16 protein-coding genes are annotated in these 21,246 nt (G+C 55.3%); 9 read left to right on the top strand and 7 right to left on the bottom strand.

The features are described 5' to 3' along the window. Window positions 1–182: 182 nt before the first annotated feature. Window positions 183–1,379: an L-talarate/galactarate dehydratase gene (locus tag F384_RS07285; RefSeq protein ID WP_046480891.1), complete on the top strand. Its 1,197-nt coding sequence runs from the start codon at window positions 183–185 to the stop codon at window positions 1,377–1,379. Window positions 1,380–1,451: 72 nt separating this feature from the next. Beyond that, window positions 1,452–2,762 (top strand): MFS transporter, encoded by a 1,311-nt coding sequence (locus tag F384_RS07290; protein WP_046480892.1) that lies wholly within the window; start codon window positions 1,452–1,454, stop codon window positions 2,760–2,762. 103 nt (window positions 2,763–2,865) lie between these two features. Here the strand turns inward: F384_RS07290 and F384_RS07295 are convergent, their stop codons facing one another. Next, a complete protein-coding gene (locus F384_RS07295) occupies window positions 2,866–3,483 on the bottom strand; it encodes a glutathione S-transferase family protein (RefSeq protein WP_046480893.1) in 618 nt (205 codons plus the stop codon). A 402-nt stretch (window positions 3,484–3,885) separates the two neighbouring features. Here F384_RS07295 and F384_RS07300 point away from each other — a divergent pair, with 402 nt between their 5' ends. Next, window positions 3,886–5,427, top strand: coding sequence for a methyl-accepting chemotaxis protein (locus F384_RS07300; RefSeq protein ID WP_046480894.1), 1,542 nt, complete (start codon window positions 3,886–3,888; stop codon window positions 5,425–5,427). Between the two features lie 71 nt (window positions 5,428–5,498). Here F384_RS07300 and F384_RS07305 read toward each other — a convergent pair whose 3' ends face one another. Continuing rightward, complete coding sequence (locus F384_RS07305; RefSeq protein ID WP_046480895.1) at window positions 5,499–6,560, bottom strand: YncE family protein; 1,062 nt, start codon at window positions 6,558–6,560, stop codon at window positions 5,499–5,501. Window positions 6,561–6,823: 263 nt separating this feature from the next. Between F384_RS07305 and pqqU the strand changes: the two genes are divergently transcribed. Then, window positions 6,824–8,944, top strand: coding sequence for a TonB-dependent receptor PqqU (pqqU, locus tag F384_RS07310; RefSeq protein ID WP_046480896.1), 2,121 nt, complete (start codon window positions 6,824–6,826; stop codon window positions 8,942–8,944). Window positions 8,945–9,000: 56 nt separating this feature from the next. On the opposite strand, the gene F384_RS07315 is transcribed toward pqqU, so the two are convergent. The 3 genes from F384_RS07315 to F384_RS07325 form a co-directional block, all read right to left on the bottom strand. Further along, window positions 9,001–9,666, bottom strand: coding sequence for a GntR family transcriptional regulator (locus F384_RS07315; protein WP_046480897.1), 666 nt, complete (start codon window positions 9,664–9,666; stop codon window positions 9,001–9,003). 351 nt (window positions 9,667–10,017) lie between these two features. After that, window positions 10,018–11,055: an NADP-dependent oxidoreductase gene (locus F384_RS07320; RefSeq protein WP_046480898.1), complete on the bottom strand. Its 1,038-nt coding sequence runs from the start codon at window positions 11,053–11,055 to the stop codon at window positions 10,018–10,020. Between the two features lie 57 nt (window positions 11,056–11,112). After that, window positions 11,113–11,688: a helix-turn-helix domain-containing protein gene (locus F384_RS07325; RefSeq protein ID WP_046480899.1), complete on the bottom strand. Its 576-nt coding sequence runs from the start codon at window positions 11,686–11,688 to the stop codon at window positions 11,113–11,115. A gap of 37 nt (window positions 11,689–11,725) precedes the next feature. On the opposite strand from F384_RS07325, the gene F384_RS07330 reads away from it, so the two are divergent. Both F384_RS07330 and F384_RS07335 read left to right on the top strand, forming a co-directional pair. Beyond that, the gene (locus F384_RS07330; RefSeq protein ID WP_046480900.1) at window positions 11,726–12,244 is read left to right on the top strand and encodes a GNAT family N-acetyltransferase; all 519 of its coding nucleotides are present in this window, start codon (window positions 11,726–11,728) and stop codon (window positions 12,242–12,244) included. Continuing rightward, window positions 12,241–12,690: a DMT family transporter gene (locus F384_RS07335; protein ID WP_046480901.1), complete on the top strand. Its 450-nt coding sequence runs from the start codon at window positions 12,241–12,243 to the stop codon at window positions 12,688–12,690. The genes F384_RS07330 and F384_RS07335 overlap by 4 nt, the downstream gene beginning before the upstream one ends. On the opposite strand, the gene F384_RS07340 is transcribed toward F384_RS07335, so the two are convergent. Further along, window positions 12,691–12,924 (bottom strand): YdcY family protein, encoded by a 234-nt coding sequence (locus F384_RS07340; protein WP_046480902.1) that lies wholly within the window; start codon window positions 12,922–12,924, stop codon window positions 12,691–12,693. A 9-nt stretch (window positions 12,925–12,933) separates the two neighbouring features. Beyond that, entirely contained in the window at window positions 12,934–14,532 is a 1,599-nt protein-coding gene (locus tag F384_RS07345) for an ABC transporter substrate-binding protein (protein WP_046480903.1), read from the bottom strand. 259 nt (window positions 14,533–14,791) lie between these two features. On the opposite strand from F384_RS07345, the gene F384_RS07350 reads away from it, so the two are divergent. Genes F384_RS07350 through F384_RS07360 form a run of 3 tightly spaced genes read left to right on the top strand, consistent with a single transcriptional unit; the run spans window position 14,792 to window position 21,226 of the window. Next, window positions 14,792–16,093, top strand: coding sequence for an SrfA family protein (locus F384_RS07350; protein WP_046480904.1), 1,302 nt, complete (start codon window positions 14,792–14,794; stop codon window positions 16,091–16,093). Between the two features lie 4 nt (window positions 16,094–16,097). Next, window positions 16,098–19,079 (top strand): virulence factor SrfB, encoded by a 2,982-nt coding sequence (locus tag F384_RS07355; RefSeq protein ID WP_046480905.1) that lies wholly within the window; start codon window positions 16,098–16,100, stop codon window positions 19,077–19,079. Next, a complete protein-coding gene (locus tag F384_RS07360; protein ID WP_046480906.1) occupies window positions 19,076–21,226 on the top strand; it encodes a virulence factor SrfC family protein in 2,151 nt (716 codons plus the stop codon). Before F384_RS07355 ends, F384_RS07360 begins: the two co-directional genes overlap by 4 nt. The last annotated feature ends 20 nt before the right edge of the window (window positions 21,227–21,246 follow it).

Raw genomic sequence — 21,246 nt, forward strand, 5'->3', positions numbered from 1 at the left:
TATCATTCAATGTTGTGCATTTTACCAGAAAGTTTTGGATTGTGACCTGTTCTGCGGGAATTCCCCTTTTTTATTCGCCATATGTGATCGATTGTTCAATTCAGCATCAACTCTCTGGATTAATTTTTGTCATGAGAATAGAAATGTTAGCGCAATCATTTTATATCAATCAGGAGAATGACATGTCTTTAAGCGCGAATTCTGACGCCGTAACTTATGCCAAAACAGCCAATGCCAGAACGGCAGCGGAAACCGGAGATCGCATCGAGTGGGTGAAGCTGTCGCTGGCCTTTCTGCCGCTGGCGACCCCGGTGAGTGACGCCAAAGTGTTGACCGGTCGCCAGAAACCGCTGACCGAAGTGGCAATCATCATTGCGGAGATCCGCAGCCGCGATGGATTTGAAGGCGTGGGCTTCAGCTATTCAAAACGCGCCGGTGGTCAGGGCATTTACGCTCATGCCAAAGAAATCGCCGATAACCTGCTGGGTGAAGATCCGAATGACATCGACAAGATCTACACCAAACTGCTGTGGGCAGGCGCCTCCGTTGGCCGCAGTGGAATGGCGGTTCAGGCCATCTCCCCTATCGATATCGCCCTCTGGGACATGAAAGCCAAGCGTGCTGGGCTGCCGCTGGCAAAACTGCTGGGTGCGCACCGGGATTCCGTGCAGTGCTACAACACCTCCGGCGGCTTCCTGCATACGCCGCTCGATCAGGTACTGAAAAATGTGGTGATTTCACGTGAAAACGGCATCGGTGGGATCAAGCTGAAAGTTGGTCAACCCAACTGCGCCGAGGATATCCGCCGCTTAACCGCCGTTCGCGAAGCGCTGGGCGATGACTTCCCGTTGATGGTCGATGCCAACCAACAGTGGGATCGTGAAACGGCTATTCGCATGGGGCGCAAAATGGAGCAGTTCAACCTCATCTGGATTGAAGAGCCGCTGGACGCCTACGATGTTGAAGGCCACGCCCAGCTTGCGGCCGCGCTGGATACGCCCATCGCGACCGGTGAAATGCTTACCAGCTTCCGCGAACATGAACAGCTGATCCTGGGGAACGCCAGCGACTTCGTCCAGCCAGACGCCCCGCGCGTTGGCGGTATTTCACCGTTCCTGAAGATTATGGATCTGGCCGCGAAGCACGGACGTAAGCTTGCGCCGCATTTTGCTATGGAAGTTCACCTGCATTTGTCTGCCGCCTACCCGCTGGAGCCGTGGCTGGAGCATTTCGAGTGGCTGAACCCGCTGTTCAACGAACAGCTTGAACTGCGCGACGGTCGCATGTGGATCTCCGATCGCCACGGCCTGGGTTTCACCCTGAGCGAACAGGCTCGCCGCTGGACCCAATTAAGCTGCGAATTTGGCAAACGCCCCTGATCCTCACTGGCGGGAATCATTCCCGCCCTCTTACCTTACAGAACGCTTTCTGCCCTTACTGAGGAGTAGAGAATGAGCACAATGATAAAGCGCACCAAAGTGCGTTACAGCATTCTTATATTTTTATTTCTTGCCACGGTATTTAATTACGCCGACCGGGCAACGTTATCCGTCGTCGCGCCCATTATGAGTAAAGAATTAGGCTTTGACCCGGAAGCTATGGGACTGGCTTTTTCTTCTTTTGGTATTGCGTATGTGATCATGCAATTACCAGGCGGTTGGTTATTAGACCGCTACGGCTCGCGTCTGGTATACGGTTGCGCGCTGATCGGTTGGTCGCTGGTGACCATGTTCCAGGGCACCATCTATCTGTACGCCAGCCCGCTGATTGTCCTGATTATTCTGCGTTTATTGATGGGCGCAATCGAGGCGCCCGCCTTCCCGGCAAACAGTCGCTTAAGCGTACAGTGGTTCCCGAATAATGAGCGTGGGTTTGTCACCTCGGTTTATCAGGCGGCACAGTATATCTCGCTGGGAATAATTACCCCGCTAATGACCATTATTCTGCATAACCTGAGCTGGCATTTTGTCTTTTATTATATCGGCGCGATTGGCGTTGTTCTTGGCGTCTTCTGGTTAATTAAAATCAAAGATCCGATGCACCATCCCAAAGTGAATCAGCAGGAAATTGACTATATTCGCGAAGGTGGCGGTGAACCGATGCTGGGCAGTAAAAAGGAACCGCAGAAGGTCACACTCGCCCAGATCAAAAGCGTCTGCGTTAACCGGATGATGATCGGTGTCTACATCGGGCAGTTTTGCGTCACCTCTATCACCTGGTTCTTCCTGACCTGGTTCCCGACCTATCTGTACCAGGCCAAGGGGATGTCGATTCTGAAAGTGGGCTTTGTCGCCAGTATCCCGGCAATTGCCGGATTCATCGGCGGTCTGCTTGGCGGCGTCTTCTCCGACTGGTTGCTCAAGCGCGGTTACAGCCTCACCACCGCGCGTAAACTGCCGGTGATTTGCGGCATGCTGCTCTCCTGCGTGATTGTTATCGCGAACTACACCTCTTCGGAGTTCGTGGTCATTGCCGCGATGAGTCTGGCCTTTTTCGCCAAAGGATTTGGCAACCTCGGCTGGTGCGTCCTCAGCGATACGTCGCCGAAAGAGGTGCTGGGCATTGCGGGCGGCGTCTTCAATATGTGCGGCAACATGGCCAGTATCGTCACACCGCTGGTGATCGGTGTGATTCTGGCCAACACTCAGTCGTTTGACTTCGCCATTCTGTACGTCGGCTCAATGGGACTCATTGGCCTGATTTCCTACCTGTTTATTGTTGGACCGTTGGACCGCATTACGCTAACCCCGTCTGCTGCCTGATAGTCTCTGTGGCGAAGACTTCGCCCCCGCTGTTCCGGAATTGCACTCCCCGGAACAGCGTTTTTTTTGTTACGCTTTCGCCCGCGGCAATTGTCGCCTTCTCTTAGATGATCTCATTGTTTTTCAGCACCTGGCGTAGTTCTGCCCGCTGACAGACCGCATCCGCTATCGCGCTGATATTTGGCGTATTACCCTGAAACCAGTCATGACCCGGCCCCCAGGTGCGCATCACGCAAAGATAACAATCGATCAGCGTTAACTGTTCGCCGAACGCATACGGTTCCGCACTCAGTTGACCGTTCAACCAGAGGTAGAGGGATTTACGGTATTCAATACAGTTCTTTTTTAACTGAGCGGGTGCATCAGGAACCCAGCGTTCCGGATAGTCAGCGTAGGTAAATGTCGGATAGATATTGGCCACCAGCCAGATTAACAGGCGCTGAAACTGCTGGCGCTCGGTGCTTTCAACGGGCGGCGCCAGATCGGGGCGACGATCGAGTACCATCAGCGCAATCGCTGCCGTTTCGGTCATCACCTCGCCATTCTCAAGCGTAAGCGTCGGTACCTGGCACAGCGGATTGATTTTTTGCAGCAGATCGCGCTGCGGCCCTTCGTTGTTAAAACCGCTGACATCAACAAAGCGATACGGAATGTCCGCCAGCGTAAGCATTAATTCGCTGATCGCTGACCCCCACCCAGGCGCCCCATAAACCTTAATCATACTGCCTCCTGCAGGTTAAAACTCTAAGTGTAGAGTAACCTGCATTTCTGGCATGGCTTTCTGACCGCTCCTCCCGGCCGCGCCCTACAAAAATTAATAGGTCAGTAAAACTTATGATCCTGACCGTAATAGCGCCGCCCTATTTTATTTTTGTCATCGTTTTATCGGTCAGGTTTTACTTAAGAGAGCACCCTGCACTTTTCAGGTTACGCAGTTGTATTTATTTTTCATTTTAATGACATCACAGTTTAATTAAAGCATGTAAATTTCATTTTAAATACTTTCGTCATTCTTATGTTTAGTAGAGAATGCAGCATTCTAAATACATCATTCTCTATTATCAGTCAGCCCAGGCTGAGGGACTTTTGTGTTTATTCCGCACAGCATCACCAGGAGTCTTTCATGAGAAGTAACATTCCCGTTACACAGAAAGAGTATTTGCTCAACGAGAAAACGACGCTCTTATCAACAACGAATACGCAAAGCCATATTACCTATGCCAATTCGGCGTTTATCGACGCCAGCGGATTTGGCGAGCGTCAGCTAATGGGCGAACCGCATAATATCATTCGTCATCCGGACATGCCGCCCGCCGCGTTTGCGGATATGTGGTTTACCCTGCAACAGGGCGACAGCTGGACCGGCATGGTCAAAAACCGCCGGCACAATGGCGACCACTACTGGGTTCGCGCCAACGTCACGCCCGTCTGGCATAACGAACAATTAACCGGATACATCTCGGTACGCACCGTTCCTGCGCGTCAGGAAATTGAGCAAAGCGAGCAGCTTTATCAGAAGATAAATAATAACAATTTCAAGGGGCATCGTTTATTCAAAGGTATTATTATTCGCCGTGGCGTACTGGCCTGTTTATCGGCATTTAAATGGTTATCCATCCGTCAACGTGTCAATTATGCTATCGGTGCCAGTCTGTTTCTCGCAATGGGTATTATTTTCTTAGCGGTTAATCTGGTTATTCAGGCCGGCGCGTTTATCCTCTTATTTCTGCTGCTGGCTATTTACCTTAAGTATCAAATTTGTCATCCGGTTAAACAGATCCTGTCGCAAATGCAAAAAGTGGTCGCCGGGCGAAAACCCGACAGCATTCACTTAGATCGCGTCGATGAGCTGGGGATGATGATGCGCCTGGTTAATCAGGCCGGATTAAATCTGAATTCACTGGTAGATGATGTCAGTACTCAAATCGCCGGGATTCAGGAGATCAGCACCCGCGTCAGCCAGGAAGGCTCGGCATTGCATAAGCGCTCCGAAGAAACCTCTGCCAACCTGCAACAAACCGCGGCCGCCATCGAAGAGATCGGCAGCGCGGTGCAACAAACCGCAGACACCGCCGCACAAACGATGACGATGGCGGACAGAACCAGCGCTAACGCCAGCGAAGGGGGCGACTTTATGAAGCAGACGATCGGCATGATGCAGTCGATTTCCCGCGATAACGGGCAGATCGTTGATATCATCGGCGTTATCGACAGTATTGCTTTCCAGACCAATATCCTCGCGCTTAACGCGGCGGTCGAAGCCGCCCGCGCCGGAGAGTCCGGACGCGGGTTTGCGGTCGTTGCCGCCGAAGTGCGGAATCTGGCGCAGCACTCCGCGTCGGCTGCCAAAGAAATTGCGTCGCTGATTGAAAAGAACGTCGCCAACGTCAATGCCGGGGTGCGGATGGTTGAACAGACGGAGACTCACCTGACCGGGATGATCGACGACGTGTTCCAGATGTCGACCATGATTAAAGAGATTGGCCTCGCGACGCGCGAACAGACGCAGGCGCTGGAACTGATTAATGATTCAATCTCTCGTATCGGCACCATGACCGATAACAATGCCACAATGGTGGAAAGCGTCAGGGACGCCGCGGGTAATCTTTCCGGGCGCTCCTCACGCCTGCAACAGGCGGTACATGTCTTCGGCACCTCCGCCTGATCCCTGCCCACTCTGCCGGTTCAGGACGGGATTTAGGCAAAAAGGCCTGCACACGGTGCAGGCCTTTTACTTTACAGGGCGATACGAATCACATCATCCGGCTCAGTGGCTTCTTTCTCGCGCGTGGATTTTTGCTTCACGCTCACGTACAGCGTTTTGCCATCGGCTGACAGCGCCAGGCTGTTCGGGAAGGTTGGCGTATCAAACGTTTTCACCACGCTGTAGCTCTTCGCGTCAATCACGCTCACTTTACCCGCCTGACGGTGCGTCACGTAGACTTCGTTGCGCGTCGGGTTAAACAACACGGCCAGCGATTCCGGCGCGGCGATTTTCGCCAGCACGTTGCCGTTGCGGGTATCAACGACCAGCACTTCGGCTGCTTTTGAGTCAGTCACAAACGCGCGATGACCGGCGGTATCGAGGCTCAGGTTAATAAAAAAGTGCTCTTTGCCATCATCCAGCAGTTTTTTACGACTGAGGATTTTGTTGGTGGCGGTATCGATGGTAATAAATTCGCCATCGGCATTGGTGGTATACAGACGTTTCGCCAGGCTGTCGATCGCAAGGCCGGTGCTCATCTTACCGGTATTCTGGATGGTTTCTTTCAGCGCAATTTTTTCGCCATCGACCACCCAAATCACGCTCTCTTTGCCAAGACCGCTGATATAAACCGTGTTGGTGGCTTCATCGGCAACCAGTTCACGCGGTTGCAGCGGACGCACATCTTCTGAGCGCTTACGGGCATCAAGGACCAGTCGCCCTTTCACTTCACTCGTTTTCGCATCAATGGCCGTCACCGCACTGTTCACCGTGTTGCCGAACCACAGCGTCTGGGTTGCATTGTTGATGGTGGCGCCAAACGGCTTGAGATCGTTGTGAATGGCCTGGGTGACTTCCAGCGTCACCGGATCAAGACGATAAACGATGCCGCCTTTGTCCAGCTTGCGGCTCTGCGAGGTAGCCAGCCACAGCGCGTTTTCCTGTTGGCTGTAAGCCATTTCGTAAGCGCCTTTGCCCACGCCTTTACGCAGCATTTCTTCTGCGGCCTGGGCGCTGAATGAAGAAGCAACCAGCAGTGAACCTAACAGCAGTGAACTCCGCAGGCGCGGTGAAAACAGATGACGAAAATGCATGACGACTCCCTTTGATAAATCGCTATTTTTGCTGCTTCACATCACTTCAGCGAGCAACATCATGGTATTGCTCTTTTTTATAGATGGGAATGGTAATCATTATTCATGTGAATGTGGAGCGTTTATTCGCATTCTGGCTACAATCTTCTTAATTTCTCCATCAATCCTTAACGCATTGTGCCGTTAAAATTTTCAAACTTTTACAAATCCATTAACATGATTCTCACATACCGCTGGGTACGTTCAATTTAATTGGCCTTTTCATGAAGATTATTTCCGCACGCTATACCGCAGTTCCCGCACTTTTTCTCCCGCTTGTGTTTGCATCGCCGGTGATGGCTGACGACACGACCGATGCCCAGACGATGATCGTCAGCGCTTCCCCCCAGGCGATATCAGAACTGGATACACCGGCCGCCGTTAGCGTCGTTGACGGCGACGAAATGCGCCTGGCAATGCCGCGCATTAACCTGTCAGAATCACTGACCCGCGTACCGGGACTTCAGGTGCAAAACCGACAAAACTATGCGCAGGATTTGCAGATTTCAATGCGCGGATTCGGCTCCCGTTCTACCTATGGCATTCGCGGGATCCGCCTGTATGTGGACGGCATTCCGGCGACGATGCCGGACGGTCAGGGGCAGACATCGAACATTGATCTCAGCAGCGTGCAGAACGTTGAAGTGCTGCGCGGCCCCTTCTCTGCGCTGTACGGCAATGCCTCCGGCGGGGTGATGAATGTCACCACCCAAACCGGTCAGCAGCCACCGACCATAGAGGCAAGCAGCTATTACGGCAGCTTCGGTAGCTGGCGTTATGGGCTGAAAGCCACTGGCGCAATGGGAGATGGCACCCAGCCAGGCGATGTGGATTACACTGTGTCCACCACCCGCTTCACTACTCATGGCTATCGTGACCGCAGCGGCGCGCAGAAAAATCTGGCGAATGCAAAGCTGGGCGTACGCCTCGATGACGCCAGCAAGCTGAGTCTGATTTTTAACAGTGTCGACATCAAAGCCGACGATCCGGGCGGTCTCAGCGAAACGGAATGGCGGGCGGATCCACGGCAATCCCCTCGCGCTGAGCAATACAACACGCGCAAAACCATCAAACAGACTCAGGCCGGATTGCGCTATGAGCGCCAGGTCAGCGCGCAGGATGACATGAGCGTCATGATGTATGCCGGAGAGCGTGAAACCACGCAGTACCAGTCCATTCCCATCGCGCCCCAGCTTCGCCCCTCTCATGCTGGCGGCGTGATCGCCCTGCAACGGCATTATCAGGGTATCGACAGTCGCTGGACGCATCGCGGTGAACTGGGCGTGCCCGTGACCTTCACCACCGGTCTTAACTACGAGAACATGAGCGAAAACCGCAAAGGCTATAACAACTATCGCCTGAGCAACGGCGTGCCGGAGTACGGACAAAAAGGCAGCCTGCGCCGCGATGAACGTAATCTGATGTGGAACGTGGATCCTTATCTGCAAACCCAGTGGCAGTTGACTGACAAACTCTCGCTGGATGCTGGCGTGCGCTACAGTTCCGTCTGGTTCGATTCCAACGATCGTTACATCACGCCGGGTAATGGCGATGACAGCGGTGAGGCCAGCTACCATCAGTGGTTGCCTGCCGGCTCGTTGAAATATGCCTTAACCGACGCGTGGAACGTCTATCTTGCCGCAGGCCGTGGCTTCGAAACACCGACCATCAATGAGCTTTCCTACCGCGCTGACGGACAAAGCGGGATGAATCTGGATCTCAAACCCTCGACCAACGATACGATGGAAATCGGCAGTAAAACCCGGATCGGTGACGGGTTGCTGACGGCGGCCCTCTTCCAGACCGATACCGATGATGAACTGGTGGTTGATTCCAGCAGCGGCGGACGCACAACCTATAAAAATGCCGGTAAGACACGCCGTCAGGGGGCGGAACTCGCCTGGGATCAACGCGTGGCCGGAGACTGGCGGTTCAACGTGTCGTGGACCTGGCTTGATGCCACTTATCGCAGTAACGTGTGTAGCGACCAGAACTGCAATGGTAACCGGATGCCCGGCATCGCGCGGAACATGGGGTTCGCCTCGCTGGGTTACGTGCCTGATGACGGCTGGTATGCGGGCGCCGATGCGCGCTATATGGGCGATATTATGGCCGATGATGAGAACACCGCCAAAGCGCCGTCGTATACCGTCGTTGGGCTGAATACCGGGTATAAATTCAACGTCAGCAGCCTGACGGTGGACGTGTTTGGTCGCGTCGATAACCTGTTCGATAAAGAGTATGTCGGCTCGGTCATCGTGAATGAATCGAATGGCCGCTACTACGAACCTGCACCAGGGCGTAACTATGGCGTTGGCGTCAACCTGGCCTGGCATTTTGAGTAAGATGGCGTATTAATGACGTACTAGCGGGGATTTCCCCCGCTATATTTTAGCTGTGCTTAATAACTATATTGTTGTTTAATTACGGCTACATTTTTATGTATAAGGTCAATTAAACAATGACGGCTGGCGTCTTTATTTCCTGCCGACATCACATTTAGCAATTCCTGATAATGTCCGACGTTATGTTGATAAGCGTCATGCATCGCCCGGTCATAGAGAAAATGCAGACTTGGCCCCATGCGCACCCAAAGCTGTTCGATCATTTCAACCAACGTAGGCATATTGGCAAACTGGTAAATTTTGAAGCGCAAAGCCCGGTTTGCCAGCAGGCGATCCTCTACCGTGCCGCTCTCATGAGCCTGCTGATAGTCCGCCAGATGCGCATGCAAGATGTCCATCCGTTCCGGCGTGACCTCGCCCGTCGCCATCATCACCGCCATGCCTTCCAGTTCACAGCGGATGTGAATAATCTCGCTAAACCTCGCCATCGTGATATCCGGAACCATAAACGCCTGCGCAGGCGCGATAGCCAGTGCGCTGGCAGAAACCAGGCGTAGCAACGCTTCCCGAACCGGAGTGATACTGATCCCCAACTCCTGTGCGATATTTTTGGTGATAAGCCTGGCTCCGGGACGTAAAGCGCCAATGCTTAGTTTGTCTTTTAGCCCTCTTTCAACCTGCGTGGTCAGACTTATATGTTGCGTTTTTTCCATACCAGGCATTCTATTTTCTTCACCTCATAACATAGCCAATCGCAATTAAGCTAAATCGCCTAATTGATATAAATATCGCCTGGTATGAAAAATGTAAAATGTAAACCACAGTAATTTACCCACGTTATTTTAACTGTCCCGACAGGTTATTCGTCGGTTACGTGGTGATATATACCCGTCATACTTCAAGTTGCAGATGCGTTGGCTGCGCTCGTTCACCCCAGTCACTTACTCAAGTAAGCTCCTGGGGATTCACTCCCTTGCCGCCTTCCTGCAACTCGAATTATTTAGGGTATAATTAAAGCTGGAATTTTAAATTTTGCCTATTTTTTTCTGGCGGTTCTCGCCGCCAGGTTTTGTTTACGCGTCGTCGGTCAGACGGATCACCACTTTGCCAAAGTTTTTACCGGTCAGCAGACCGATAAAGGTCTGCGGCGCGTTCTCCAGTCCGTCGGTGACCTGCTCGCGGTAGTGGATTTTCCCTTCTTTCACCCAGCGCCCCATTTCCTGCTGAAATTCGTGAATGCGATGTCCGTAGTCCTGACCGATGATAAACCCCTGCAGTCGGATCCGTTTCTTCAGCAGGGTCGCCATCAGCAGCGGCAGTCTGTCGGGACCCGCCGGCAAGCTTGTGGCGTTATAACCGCTGACCAGACCACAGAGCGGGATCCGCGCCGAGGTGTTCAGCAACGGCAGTACGGCATCAAACACTTTCCCACCGACGTTTTCGTAGTAGACATCAATACCTTGTGGACAGGCTTTCGCCAGTTGTTCTGCAAAATCGCTGGCATGGTGATCCAGACAAACATCGAAGCCCAGCACGTCAGTGGCATGACGGCATTTTTCCGCACCGCCTGCAACGCCCACGACGCGACACCCCTTCAGCTTGCCAATTTGCCCAACCGTTGCGCCAACCGGGCCAGTTGCGGCCGCCACCACCAGCGTCTCACCCTCTTTCGGCTGACCAATGTCCAGCAGTCCCATATAGGCGGTGAATCCGGGCATCCCCAGCACGCCGAGCGCCCACGACGGGTTCTCAGGATGATCCCCGAGTTTTACCAGTTCCGTCCCATCCGAAATCGCGTAATCCTGCCAGCCGCTGTAGCTCAGAACCCATTCACCCGGTTTATAGTCAGGATGATTTGACGTCACTACGCGACTGACGGTGCCGCCAACCATCACACCGCCAACCTCAACCGGCGGCGAATACGACGGTTCATCGCTCATGCGCCCGCGCATATACGGGTCGAGCGACAGGTAAATCGTGCGCAGTAAAACCTGACCTTCGCCAGGGGTGGCGACCTCGTCCTCTTCCAGACGGAAATTCTCCGCCACCGGCGCGCCATGGGGTCGGGATGCTAACACCCAACGACGGTTACGGTGTGTTTGTTGAACCATGATGTTCTCCTCTGCTTTTGGCATGAATCCATCAATAGTAGCAGGACGCTGCGGTCATTAGCTTCCGGCCTGGTTTAAGCGCACAACGAGGTAAACGCAGGGTTGCGTCGTCTCATTGATAAAACGACAGTCATTCGGCGGCCCCAGTTCCAGGCAATCTCCTGCCTTCATCTCGTGGCGCGTGTCCCCTTCGACGAACACCAGTTCGCCCTGCTGCAGCCAGATCAGCTGTCGGGCCTGAACATACGATGACGCAGGCATCGGGATATCGCTGCCCGCTGGCAGTTCAATTTGCACCAGATCGATAGGCAGATCGCTACGCGGCGACACATGGCGGCGCAGATAATGACTCTGCGGATCGTGCCAGACGGGCTGGTCGGCAAAACGCGACAGTTTGCCCTCCTGCATTTCGGCACGGGCAATAAGCATGGACATACTGATGCCAAACGCGCCGGAGAGTCTGCCAAGCAACGTCGCCGTTGGACTGCTTTCGCCACGTTCGATTTTGTGGATCATCGCGCGCGACACGCCCGCCCGCTCAGCCAGTTCGGTGAGCGACCAGCTGCGGGATTCTCGTTCAATGCGAATTCTTGCACCGATCCGTTGATTTATGCTGTCTTCAATAGTATTCATATCGTAATACTATAGTGAACAACCCCTGAGGTTCAACATGTCTATTCGATTCGCCAGCAAAGAGGACTGCGCCGCCATCGCAGAGATCTATAACCATGCGGTACTGCACACGGCCGCCATCTGGAACGACCAGACGGTGGATGCCGATAACCGTATCGCATGGTATGAAGCGCGGCAGGCGCTGGGTTATCCGGTGCTGGTGAGTGTAGAAGGTGACACCGTCACGGGTTACGCCTCGTTTGGTGACTGGCGCAACTTTGATGGCTTCCGCCATACTGTCGAACATTCGGTTTATGTCCATCCGGATCATCAGGGAAAAGGTCTGGGACGCCAGTTACTGAGCCGGCTTATCGAAGAAGCCCGCCGGTGTGGTAAACATGTGATGGTTGCCGGTATTGAATCGCAAAACCACGCCTCATTACACCTGCACGACACGCTCGGGTTTAACACTACCGCGCAGATGCCGCAGGTGGGCACCAAATTTGGCCGCTGGCTGGATCTGACCTTTATGCAGCTCCAGCTTGACGACCGCCCCGAACCGGACGCGCGCGGATGAACCAGTCGCTCACCCTCGCCTTTCTCATCGCCGCCGGTATCGGTCTGGTGGTGCAAAACACCCTGATGGTGCGGATTACGCAGACCTCATCGACCATCCTGATCGCCATGTTGCTAAATTCGCTGGTCGGGATTGTGCTGTTTGTCAGCATTTTGTGGTTTAAACAGGGCGTGGCGGGATTTGGTGAACTGGTTGCCAGCGTGCGCTGGTGGACGCTGATCCCCGGTCTGCTGGGTTCGTTTTTCGTCTTCGCCAGCATCAGCGGCTATCAACACGTCGGCGCGGCGACCACCATCGCGGTGCTGGTCGCCAGCCAGTTAATTGGCGGTCTCGTGCTGGACATTTTGCGCAGTCACGGCGTCCCGCTCAGAGCCTTAATCGGCCCGGTTTGTGGCGCAGTAATGCTGGTGGTTGGCGCCTGGCTTGTCGCCAGACGCCAGTTCTGATCAAAGAATCGTGCCGCCTTTTGTGAGTTGTTCGCGGCGCGCTTCCATATCTTCCTTATGCTGACGACCGTGGTGCGCGATAGCCGTTCTTAATCGCTGCTGTTGCGTGTAGCGATCTTCACGGCTTAACTGCGCGTCCTCGCTCAGGGCAACCAGCAGTTCGTTCATATGGATAATGACGCCCTCATCAATAGCGGCATCGACACGGGCGCTGACCTCATCCAGGTGCGACATAAAAACTCCTTAATTCAGTTTTGCTTTTGAAAAATCACTGCCCATCAGGCTGACGCTGTAACCGGTCACGTTACTGCGTGTGGCGTAGAATGTTTTGCCATTCGCCAGCGCAATCCACGGCGCCTGCTGATAATAGATCTCCTGCGCCTGCTGGTAGAGCTTCACACGCTCTTCCGGTTTGCTGACCAGCTTCGCTTTCTGGACCAGTGAATCATACCCCTTATCGCACCAGCGCGCGGCATTCGATCCGGTTTTGATGCTGTTGCAGCCCAGCAGTACATCAGCGAAGTTGTCCGGATCGCCGTTATCCGACATCCAGCCAAACAGCGCGCTGTCATGCTCGCCTTTACGCATACCGGAAAGGTATTCACCCCACTCGTAAGAGACGATCTTCGCCTTCACGCCCACTTTTGCCCAGTCGCTTTGAATCATCTCCGCAATGCGTCGTGAGTTGGGGTTATACGGTCGCTGTACCGGCATCGACCAGAGTGTCACCTCAAACCCTTTCTCCTGTCCGGCCTGCTTCAGCAGTGCTTTTGCTTTCTCCGGGTCGTACGCGTAATCCTTCAGTTCCGGGTTAAATCCCATCATGTTCGGCGGGATCGGTGATTTTGCCACTTTCGCCGAATCGAGGAAGACGGCCTTCACAATCGCCTGCTTATCGGTGGCGTAGTTCAGCGCCTGACGTACCAGCACGTTGTCGAACGGCTTTTTCTCGGTATTGAAAGCCAGATAGCCGACGTTGAGCGCCTCAACGGCATGTAGCGCCAGGTCTTTGTTTTTCTTGATTTCATCAAACTGCACTGGCGATGGCGCAGGGATAATCTGACATTCGTTGGTTTGCAGTTTCGCCATCCGCGTCTGGACGTTCGGCGTGATAGCAAAGATCAGATGCTTTGTCGGCACCTCGCCATCCCAGTAATTTGGGTTCGCCAGATAGCGAATTTGCGAGTCCTGTTTGTACTGTTGCAGGACATACGGACCGGTGCCAATCGGCCAGTTATCGACGTTTTCCGGCGTCCCTTTTTTCAGCATGGCGTCGGCGTATTCCGCAGAAAGAATGGAGGCAAAATCCATTCCCCAGTCGGCAAGAAACGCGGCGTTAGGTTCACTCAGCACAAACTGCACGTGGTAATTGTCGACCTTTTTTACCTCTTTAATCAGCGTATCGAAGCCCACGTCGTTGAAATACTCATAGCTGCCCTGCGACACATTGTGGTACGGATGCGTGGACTCTTTCTGGCGTAATACCGAGAAGACGACGTCATCGGCGTTGAAATCGCGGGTCGGCTTGAAGAACTTGTTGCTGTTGAACTTCACGCCCTGACGCAGCGTAAAGGTGTAGGTTTTGCCGTCCTCTGAAATCGTCCAGTCCGTCGCCAGCGACGGTACCGGCGTGTTTTTTACCGGGTCGAAATTGATCAGCCGGTTGTAGAGCACCTGAGAACTGGCGACAAACGATGGGCCAGAGCTGGCAATTTGCGGGTTAAAGGATTCAGGCGAGGCTTCCGAGCAATAAACAATAGTGTCGTTATTTGCCGCGAGCGCGGCACCCGTTGGTAACACGGTACTGAGCGCCAGTGCGAGCAGCGTTTTCCCTGTGGACATGATATGAACCTTCTTCGTTATTATTGAGGGGGTTATAGGAGCATAGATTAAGACAACTGAAAAATAACAAATCTGTCTCAGGTTATGCGAATCCGCGCATTTTTGTTGGTTCTTTCGCCACAGAATTTTCGTTAAGTCTTTTTGAAAACGTCAACGCATCTATGCCCTGAAAATTCACCCCTTTTTGCCTCTCTTCCACCGTTTGCCTGGGCCATGAATCCGTAAAGTAGATGCGTGAAAAAGTCTTAGGGACCTTATCGTGGCAAAAACACTCTTGCGCAGCGGCAATCTGGATGATTATCAGGCTGTCGGCGGTGGCGGCCAGGCCGTCTTTGATTCAGCATTACAAATTCGTGAAACGCTCCGTCTGCGTAAACAGCAGGCGATGGTGGATTGTCTCGCCATTCCACAAGTCAACGACAGCGGCGATCGGGTTGACTGGTATTCCCCCCTTGAAGGGTCATCCATCGCGTGGAAAGCCGCCGATGAAGAGGCGCGTTTTCGCGCCCTGCGCTATCTCTCGGCGACGCTGGAAAGCGCCGCATCGCTGAGCCGCAAAAGCCTGCAGTCCGGGAAAACGTCACTGCAACTGTTTGGGTCGCTGCTGGAAAAGGCCGTCCAGTTTCCAGGCGAAAATCACGTCTTCCTGGTGGATGGCAAACCGGTCATTACCTTCTGGGGATTTATCAATCTCAATGAAAATATCCGCGAGGATGTGCTGGAATGCCTGCGCGCTCAGGAAGAACCTGAACCGGAAATCCACATGGAGCCAGAACCGGTCGAAGAGACGGTTCCTGAAGTAACGTTTGCCCAGGCGGACGAACCGCTGCTCTCTACGCCTGTCGTGCCGGTCAACGAGCCAGAACCGGTTAGTGCGCCGCAGCCGATTCCGGTGGTCACCGAAGAAAAAGTGACGCCTGCACCGGTCAAACCGTCACGTCGCCTGCCGCTGTGGAGCCTGCCCGTCGCCGCGGTGATTGTGGCCGCCATTGCCGCTCCGCTACTGTGGAAATCACAGACGCCCGCCATCGCGACGGAAGTGGTCAATGTCGCGCCGCCAGAAATGGCACCTCTGCCGACGCTTAGCATCGCGCTGCCGCTGCATCAGGCGGAAGTCATTGCACCAGTGAAAAAAGACAAACCGGCCGATGAGCCGGTGGTGATTGCCGCGATCCCGAAAGACGCGCTGGTGATGGATGCCAGTCAGATGAAGGCTGGCACCACGCGCTTTCTCAACGGTAACTGGCGCGTCATGGTGGAGGTGAAAGATCCCGTTACCGGCAAAGCGCCGTCTCTGCGCTACCAGATCCAGAACAATAAAGGCACGGCGCGGGTGGTTCACGGCGACAACATCGTCTGCCGTGCGGATCTCTTCTCGGGACTGCATCAGAGTGGAGAATTAATGATTAAGAGTCGCGGCAATGCGCGTTGCACCGACGGTTCACGCTACCCGATGCCGGAAATCACCTGTAAAGCCGGGGCCAATGATGTCGCCGCCTGCACCGCCCGCTTTGATGCGAAAGCAGCGATCCCGTTGACGTTCAAAAAGATAGGTGCCTGATTTTATGCTGGTGAATCTGTGTGATTACAAACAGAGCGTCACGCTCATCGCAAACAGCGGCGTTCAGTTTCTCGACTTCGGGCTAACGCCGCAGGAATCGGCGCAGCATGGTCGCTTCGTGCGTAAAACAGCCAATGGCCCCCTGCTGCGTCTGGATTACGATCTGGCAAATGATCGCTATACCCTGCCCGCGCGACCAGGCTCGCAGCCGGAAGTGGTGAAACCGGAAAGTACGCAAACGCTGCATTACTCTCTCGATGTCCTCGACGGTATCTGGCTGCCGCTGCCGTTCCTGCGCTTTAATCCGCCCCGCACCTTCGTTGAAGGGCCTGACAACTGGGCGCGCGTTCAGGTGCGAAAACTTGCCGAACCCGACAGCGCGGGCAATACCCATCGCGTCACCCTCGCGCTCGATAGCCAGTTGAGCGCGAATGCGCCCGCCGCGCTCGCGCCCGGCGAAAACGATCTGCTGAACGGCACCCGTTTTGCGCTGGCCTGGCGCGACGATGAGATCGCAGATTTTCTCGATCAGACCTGGATTGACGGCTGGCTGCGCGAGGCGTTTCTCAACCACGTCAGTCAGCAGGAAAACCGCACTGAACAGGCTATCAGCCTGGCGCTGCGCAACTTTGAGTATCAGGCACACTGGCTGAATCTGCTGGCGCTACTGGGGGAACAGCTCGCCGTACCGGAAGTCAAACTGGTGACCCACACCCTCAGTACCCCGGCGATCCCGGTCGATTTGATTCTGGATGTCGGTAACACTCATACCTGCGGTGTATTGATTGAAGATCATGGCGACGCCAATGACGGTCTGCGTCAGACGGCGGAACTGCAGGTCCGATCGCTGAGCGAACCGCAGTATCTCAACGATCCGCTGTTCACCAGTCGTCTCGAATTTTCAGAAGCCCGGTTTGGCAAACAGCATTTCTCCGTAGAAAGCGGACGTGAAGATGCCTTCATCTGGCCGTCGATTGTGCGGGTCGGTGACGAAGCGCGTAAGCTGGCAATGCAGCGCACGGGAACGGACGGTAACAGCGGTATTTCCAGCCCGCGCCGCTATCTGTGGGATGAAACGCCGGTGCTGCATGACTGGCGCTTCAGCCAGATGAACAGTAAAACGCAACGTGAACCGCTCGCCACCGCCTTTCCGTTGATGAACCTGATGAACGACGACGGTCAGCCGCTCTACTCACTGCCGCAGGATGACCGCCTGCCGGTGTTTTCGCCCCAGTACAGCCGCAGTACATTGATGACCCATATGTTGTGCGAGATCCTCGCCCAGGCGCTGGGACAAATCAACAGCGTCGCGACCCGTCTGCGTCTGGGCTTTCCGGCATCGCCGCGTCAACTGCGCTCGCTGATCCTCACGCTCCCATCCGCGATGCCCAAACAGGAACGCGAAATCTTCCGTCTGCGCATGTTCGAAGCGATCGCCATTGTCTGGAAAGCGATGGGCTGGCACCCACAAGATGAAGATTTCAGCACGCGTAAACAGCAGGAAAAAAGCGTGGTTCCGGTGCCTGAAATTCAGATGGAGTGGGACGAGGCCAGCTGTGGTCAACTGGTCTGGCTGTACAACGAAGCGATTTCCCACTATGCCGGACGCAGCGAAGCATTCTTCAACGCCCTCGCCCGCCCGGATCGCCTGCCGGAACCCGGAGAGACCAAAGGCCGGGCGCTGCGCGTGGCCTCAATTGATATCGGCGGCGGCACCACCGATATGGCGATCGTCCACTATCAACTGGACGATGGCGTCGGCGCCAATGTGAAAATCACGCCGCATCTGCTGTTTCGCGAGGGCTTTAAGGTCGCGGGCGACGACATGCTGCTGGATGTTATCCAGAAATGCATTTTACCGGCCCTTCAAACCCGACTGCAGCAGGCGGGAGTCACCGACGCCGCCGCCCTGCTTGCCACGCTGTTCGGCGATTCCGGACGCATCGATACCCAGGCGGTTTTACGACAGCAGACGGCGCTACAGCTCTTTATGCCGCTCGGCCACGCGGTCCTCTCAGCATGGGAAAAGAGCGACATTAACGATCCGCTGGCCGGACTGCACGCCACTTTTGGCGATCTGCTGAACTATCGTCCGACCCGCAACGTGCTGAACTACATTCAGCAGGCTATCGATCACGCGCTGCCGTCAGGTTCGCCGACGTTTGATCTGTTTAGCGTTCCGTTACAGGTACAGTTCAGCCAGTTGCAGGAGGCGATGCTGGCCGGTCAGTTTACCCTGACTTCCCCGTTGCATGCGGTCTGTGAAGCCATTTCCCATTATTGCTGCGATGTCCTGTTGGTCACCGGCAGACCCACCTGTATCCCGGCGGTTCAGGCGCTGATCCGCCATCTGCAGCCGGTTCCGGTCAACCGTATGGTATGGATGGACAACTACCGCGTCCACGAGTGGTATCCGTTCAGTCAGCAGGGGCGCATTGGCAATCCGAAATCCACCGCCGCCGTGGGTGCGATGCTGTGCAGCCTGGCGCTGGATCTGCGTCTGCCGCGCTTTAACTTTAAAGCCGCCGATATTGGCGCCTACTCGACCGTGCGCTATCTCGGGGTGCTCGACAATACGGTGAACACGCTGCGCGAGGAAAACGTCTGGTATCAGGATATTGATCTCGATAAACCCGGCGCGAAACTCGACACCCGCCTGCACTTCCCGCTGCGCGGCAACGTTACGCTCGGTTTTCGTCAACTGGCGAACAGTCGCTGGCCTGCGACGCCGCTGTATACGCTGAGCATTAACTCAGCCGATCTGGCGAAGAATATCGCCGGCGACGGTGTGTTAAATGTGCGTCTGCAACTTCGCGGCGGCAACAAAGAGAGCGGCCCCGAGTCGTTTGTATTGAGTGATGCCTGGCTACAGGACGGCACGGCCGTGGCGGCGAATGCCCTGACCTTAAAATTGAATACCCTGGCTGACCGCCGACACAGCGGCAGCCATTACTGGATTGACAGCGGGAGCGTGTACCTGAAATGAGCAAGATGTTGAATACCACTCAGGCCGCGATCGCGTGGGTTAACCGCACCCGTCAGCATGCTATGACGCTGGATGATGAAGCCGATGCCCTGCTGGCGCAACTCAACGGCGCCGCCGCCACGGAATCCGCCCTCAATGCCGCCCGGCATGCGCGCGCCAGTATTGGGCTTTACGGCTATTCGCAGGCGGCGAAAGCGCATCTTCTTGCCGCGCTGTGTAGCAGCGACAACGGTAAGGTCAATGTCATCACCCCGGATCGCAGCTTCGACTATTTCAGCCATCTCAACCCCGGACACGCGCCAACCAACATGGGGCTACGCTTTACGCGCCAGGCGAACCTGCCCGATGACGAGTGGCCGCTACGCCTGCGACTGGTGACGGAAGCAGAACTGGTGCAGATCTTCATCGCCCAGGCCTGTACACAGCCGGAGTACCGGCAGGTGGAAAAAGCGATTATCGAATCGCGCATCGAGAAGTGGCAATCGCTGCGTCAGTTGCATCCCGTACAGGGGGTGACGGCACAGGAAGTGGCGACGATTGCCCGCTTCTGGCAGCGTTGTATCCCCGCATCGCAACAGCAGATTGATGACGCGCTGTGGCACCAGTTTGCCCTGCTGCTGCCGACTGTCGATCTCTCAACCCGCGCCAGCGCCTGGTCGCTGTTGTGGGGTGAGCAGCCGGAACTTACGCAGCAGTGGCTGGAACTGGCGCAGGTCCTGCAACAGACCGGTCATGCCAGCGAAGTCGCCGCGCCGCTGAGCCTGCTGGTCGATCAGTTTGGTTTACCTTCCGAAAACTTTGTCACCCAGGAATGTCTGGCCTCGCAGGAGGCACAAAGCGATGTGGTCGTCCATCCCGTCGTGGATGGCACGCTACTTAACGCTGTCAGCCTGGCCCAGGCGTCGCTGGCCCTGTTGACGCGCGAACTGGTGCTGAGCGTGGAAGATGGCGTCCTGGATAACGTCGATCTGCTGGATATTCCGCTCGCGCCGCTCAGCCACCCGCAGCCGCTCTGGCAGGCAAAGCTGGGCTGGCTGCTGGAGCATTACCGCCAGCAGCTTCAGCCCGATGTGCTGGTTGTCTGCAATGCCACCGCCACCCGCACGCAAACGCCGTCGACTGCCAGAACGTTACTCAACTGGGTTCACGACACGCAGCCAACGCGTGAAACTACGATGCCTGGCGTGGTGTGGGCCATTACGCCACACGATGCGCGTTTTACTACGCAGCAGAATCTCGACGAAGCGGTCCAGCATCTGATGGGAAAACCGGGCCAGCACTGGGGCACCCTGCAGGCGCTGGACAAACACAGTCTGCTGCGATTGACTGAATGGCTGTCGCAAGCCACGTCGGCCCCACAACGTCAGGCGCGACTACAGGCGCTGAGCGAACAGCATCAACAGCGGGTTCGTGAACTGATGCTGGCGCAACCCGCCGAAGCGCCCAGCGCGGAAGCGGTCGTCCGCCAGTTGCAACAGCAGGCGGCGCATCACGGCGATCTGCTCGCGGGTCTGTTACCGGCGGTACAGCAATTTGAAACGTTGCTGCGCGTCCAGCAACCGCGTGAAGAACAGGTCAGCGGCTTGTTCAATGACGCCATTGACCTTTTCGCGGACGTTCGTGACGCACCGCAACCGGCAGAGAACAAAGAGACGGGCTATCAGGCGCACCGCATGTGGCTCAACCATATTCGCCAGTGGAGTCGCGATGATAGTCAGGCGCAACGTTTAGGGTTAACGCCCGCTGCGTTGCGTCAGGTCGTCGACATTCTGGCGATCGCCAGCTATCGCCTGCAACTGCCGCAGCAACTGCAACAGATCTTGCAGCGTGAAGAGGTCTGCGGCGCTCAGCTACACGCCTGTATCGCCAATTTTATAGCCTGGCTGGGTTATGCCGACGTGGCTGAGGCACAGCGCCCTGCCAGTCGGATCGCTAAAGGAACGGCGATTTTCAGCGCAGTCCAACGCCCGCCAATGGCGCGACTGACGCAACTGGAAGAGCAACCGGTGCACGCCGCCAGCCGCTATGTCTATGACTGGCTGGTTGCGCTGTATACGCGGGCAACGGAAAACAAGGGATATCAGCATCCGCAGGATGTGACCGAAGCAGACCGAAAGGCGCTGAGCGCGTTGCTGACAACGGCCTGAGGTTTCAGCCGGAAAGGATA

This window comes from Citrobacter amalonaticus Y19 (assembly GCF_000981805.1).
GTDB lineage: Bacteria > Pseudomonadota > Gammaproteobacteria > Enterobacterales > Enterobacteriaceae > Citrobacter_A > Citrobacter_A amalonaticus_C.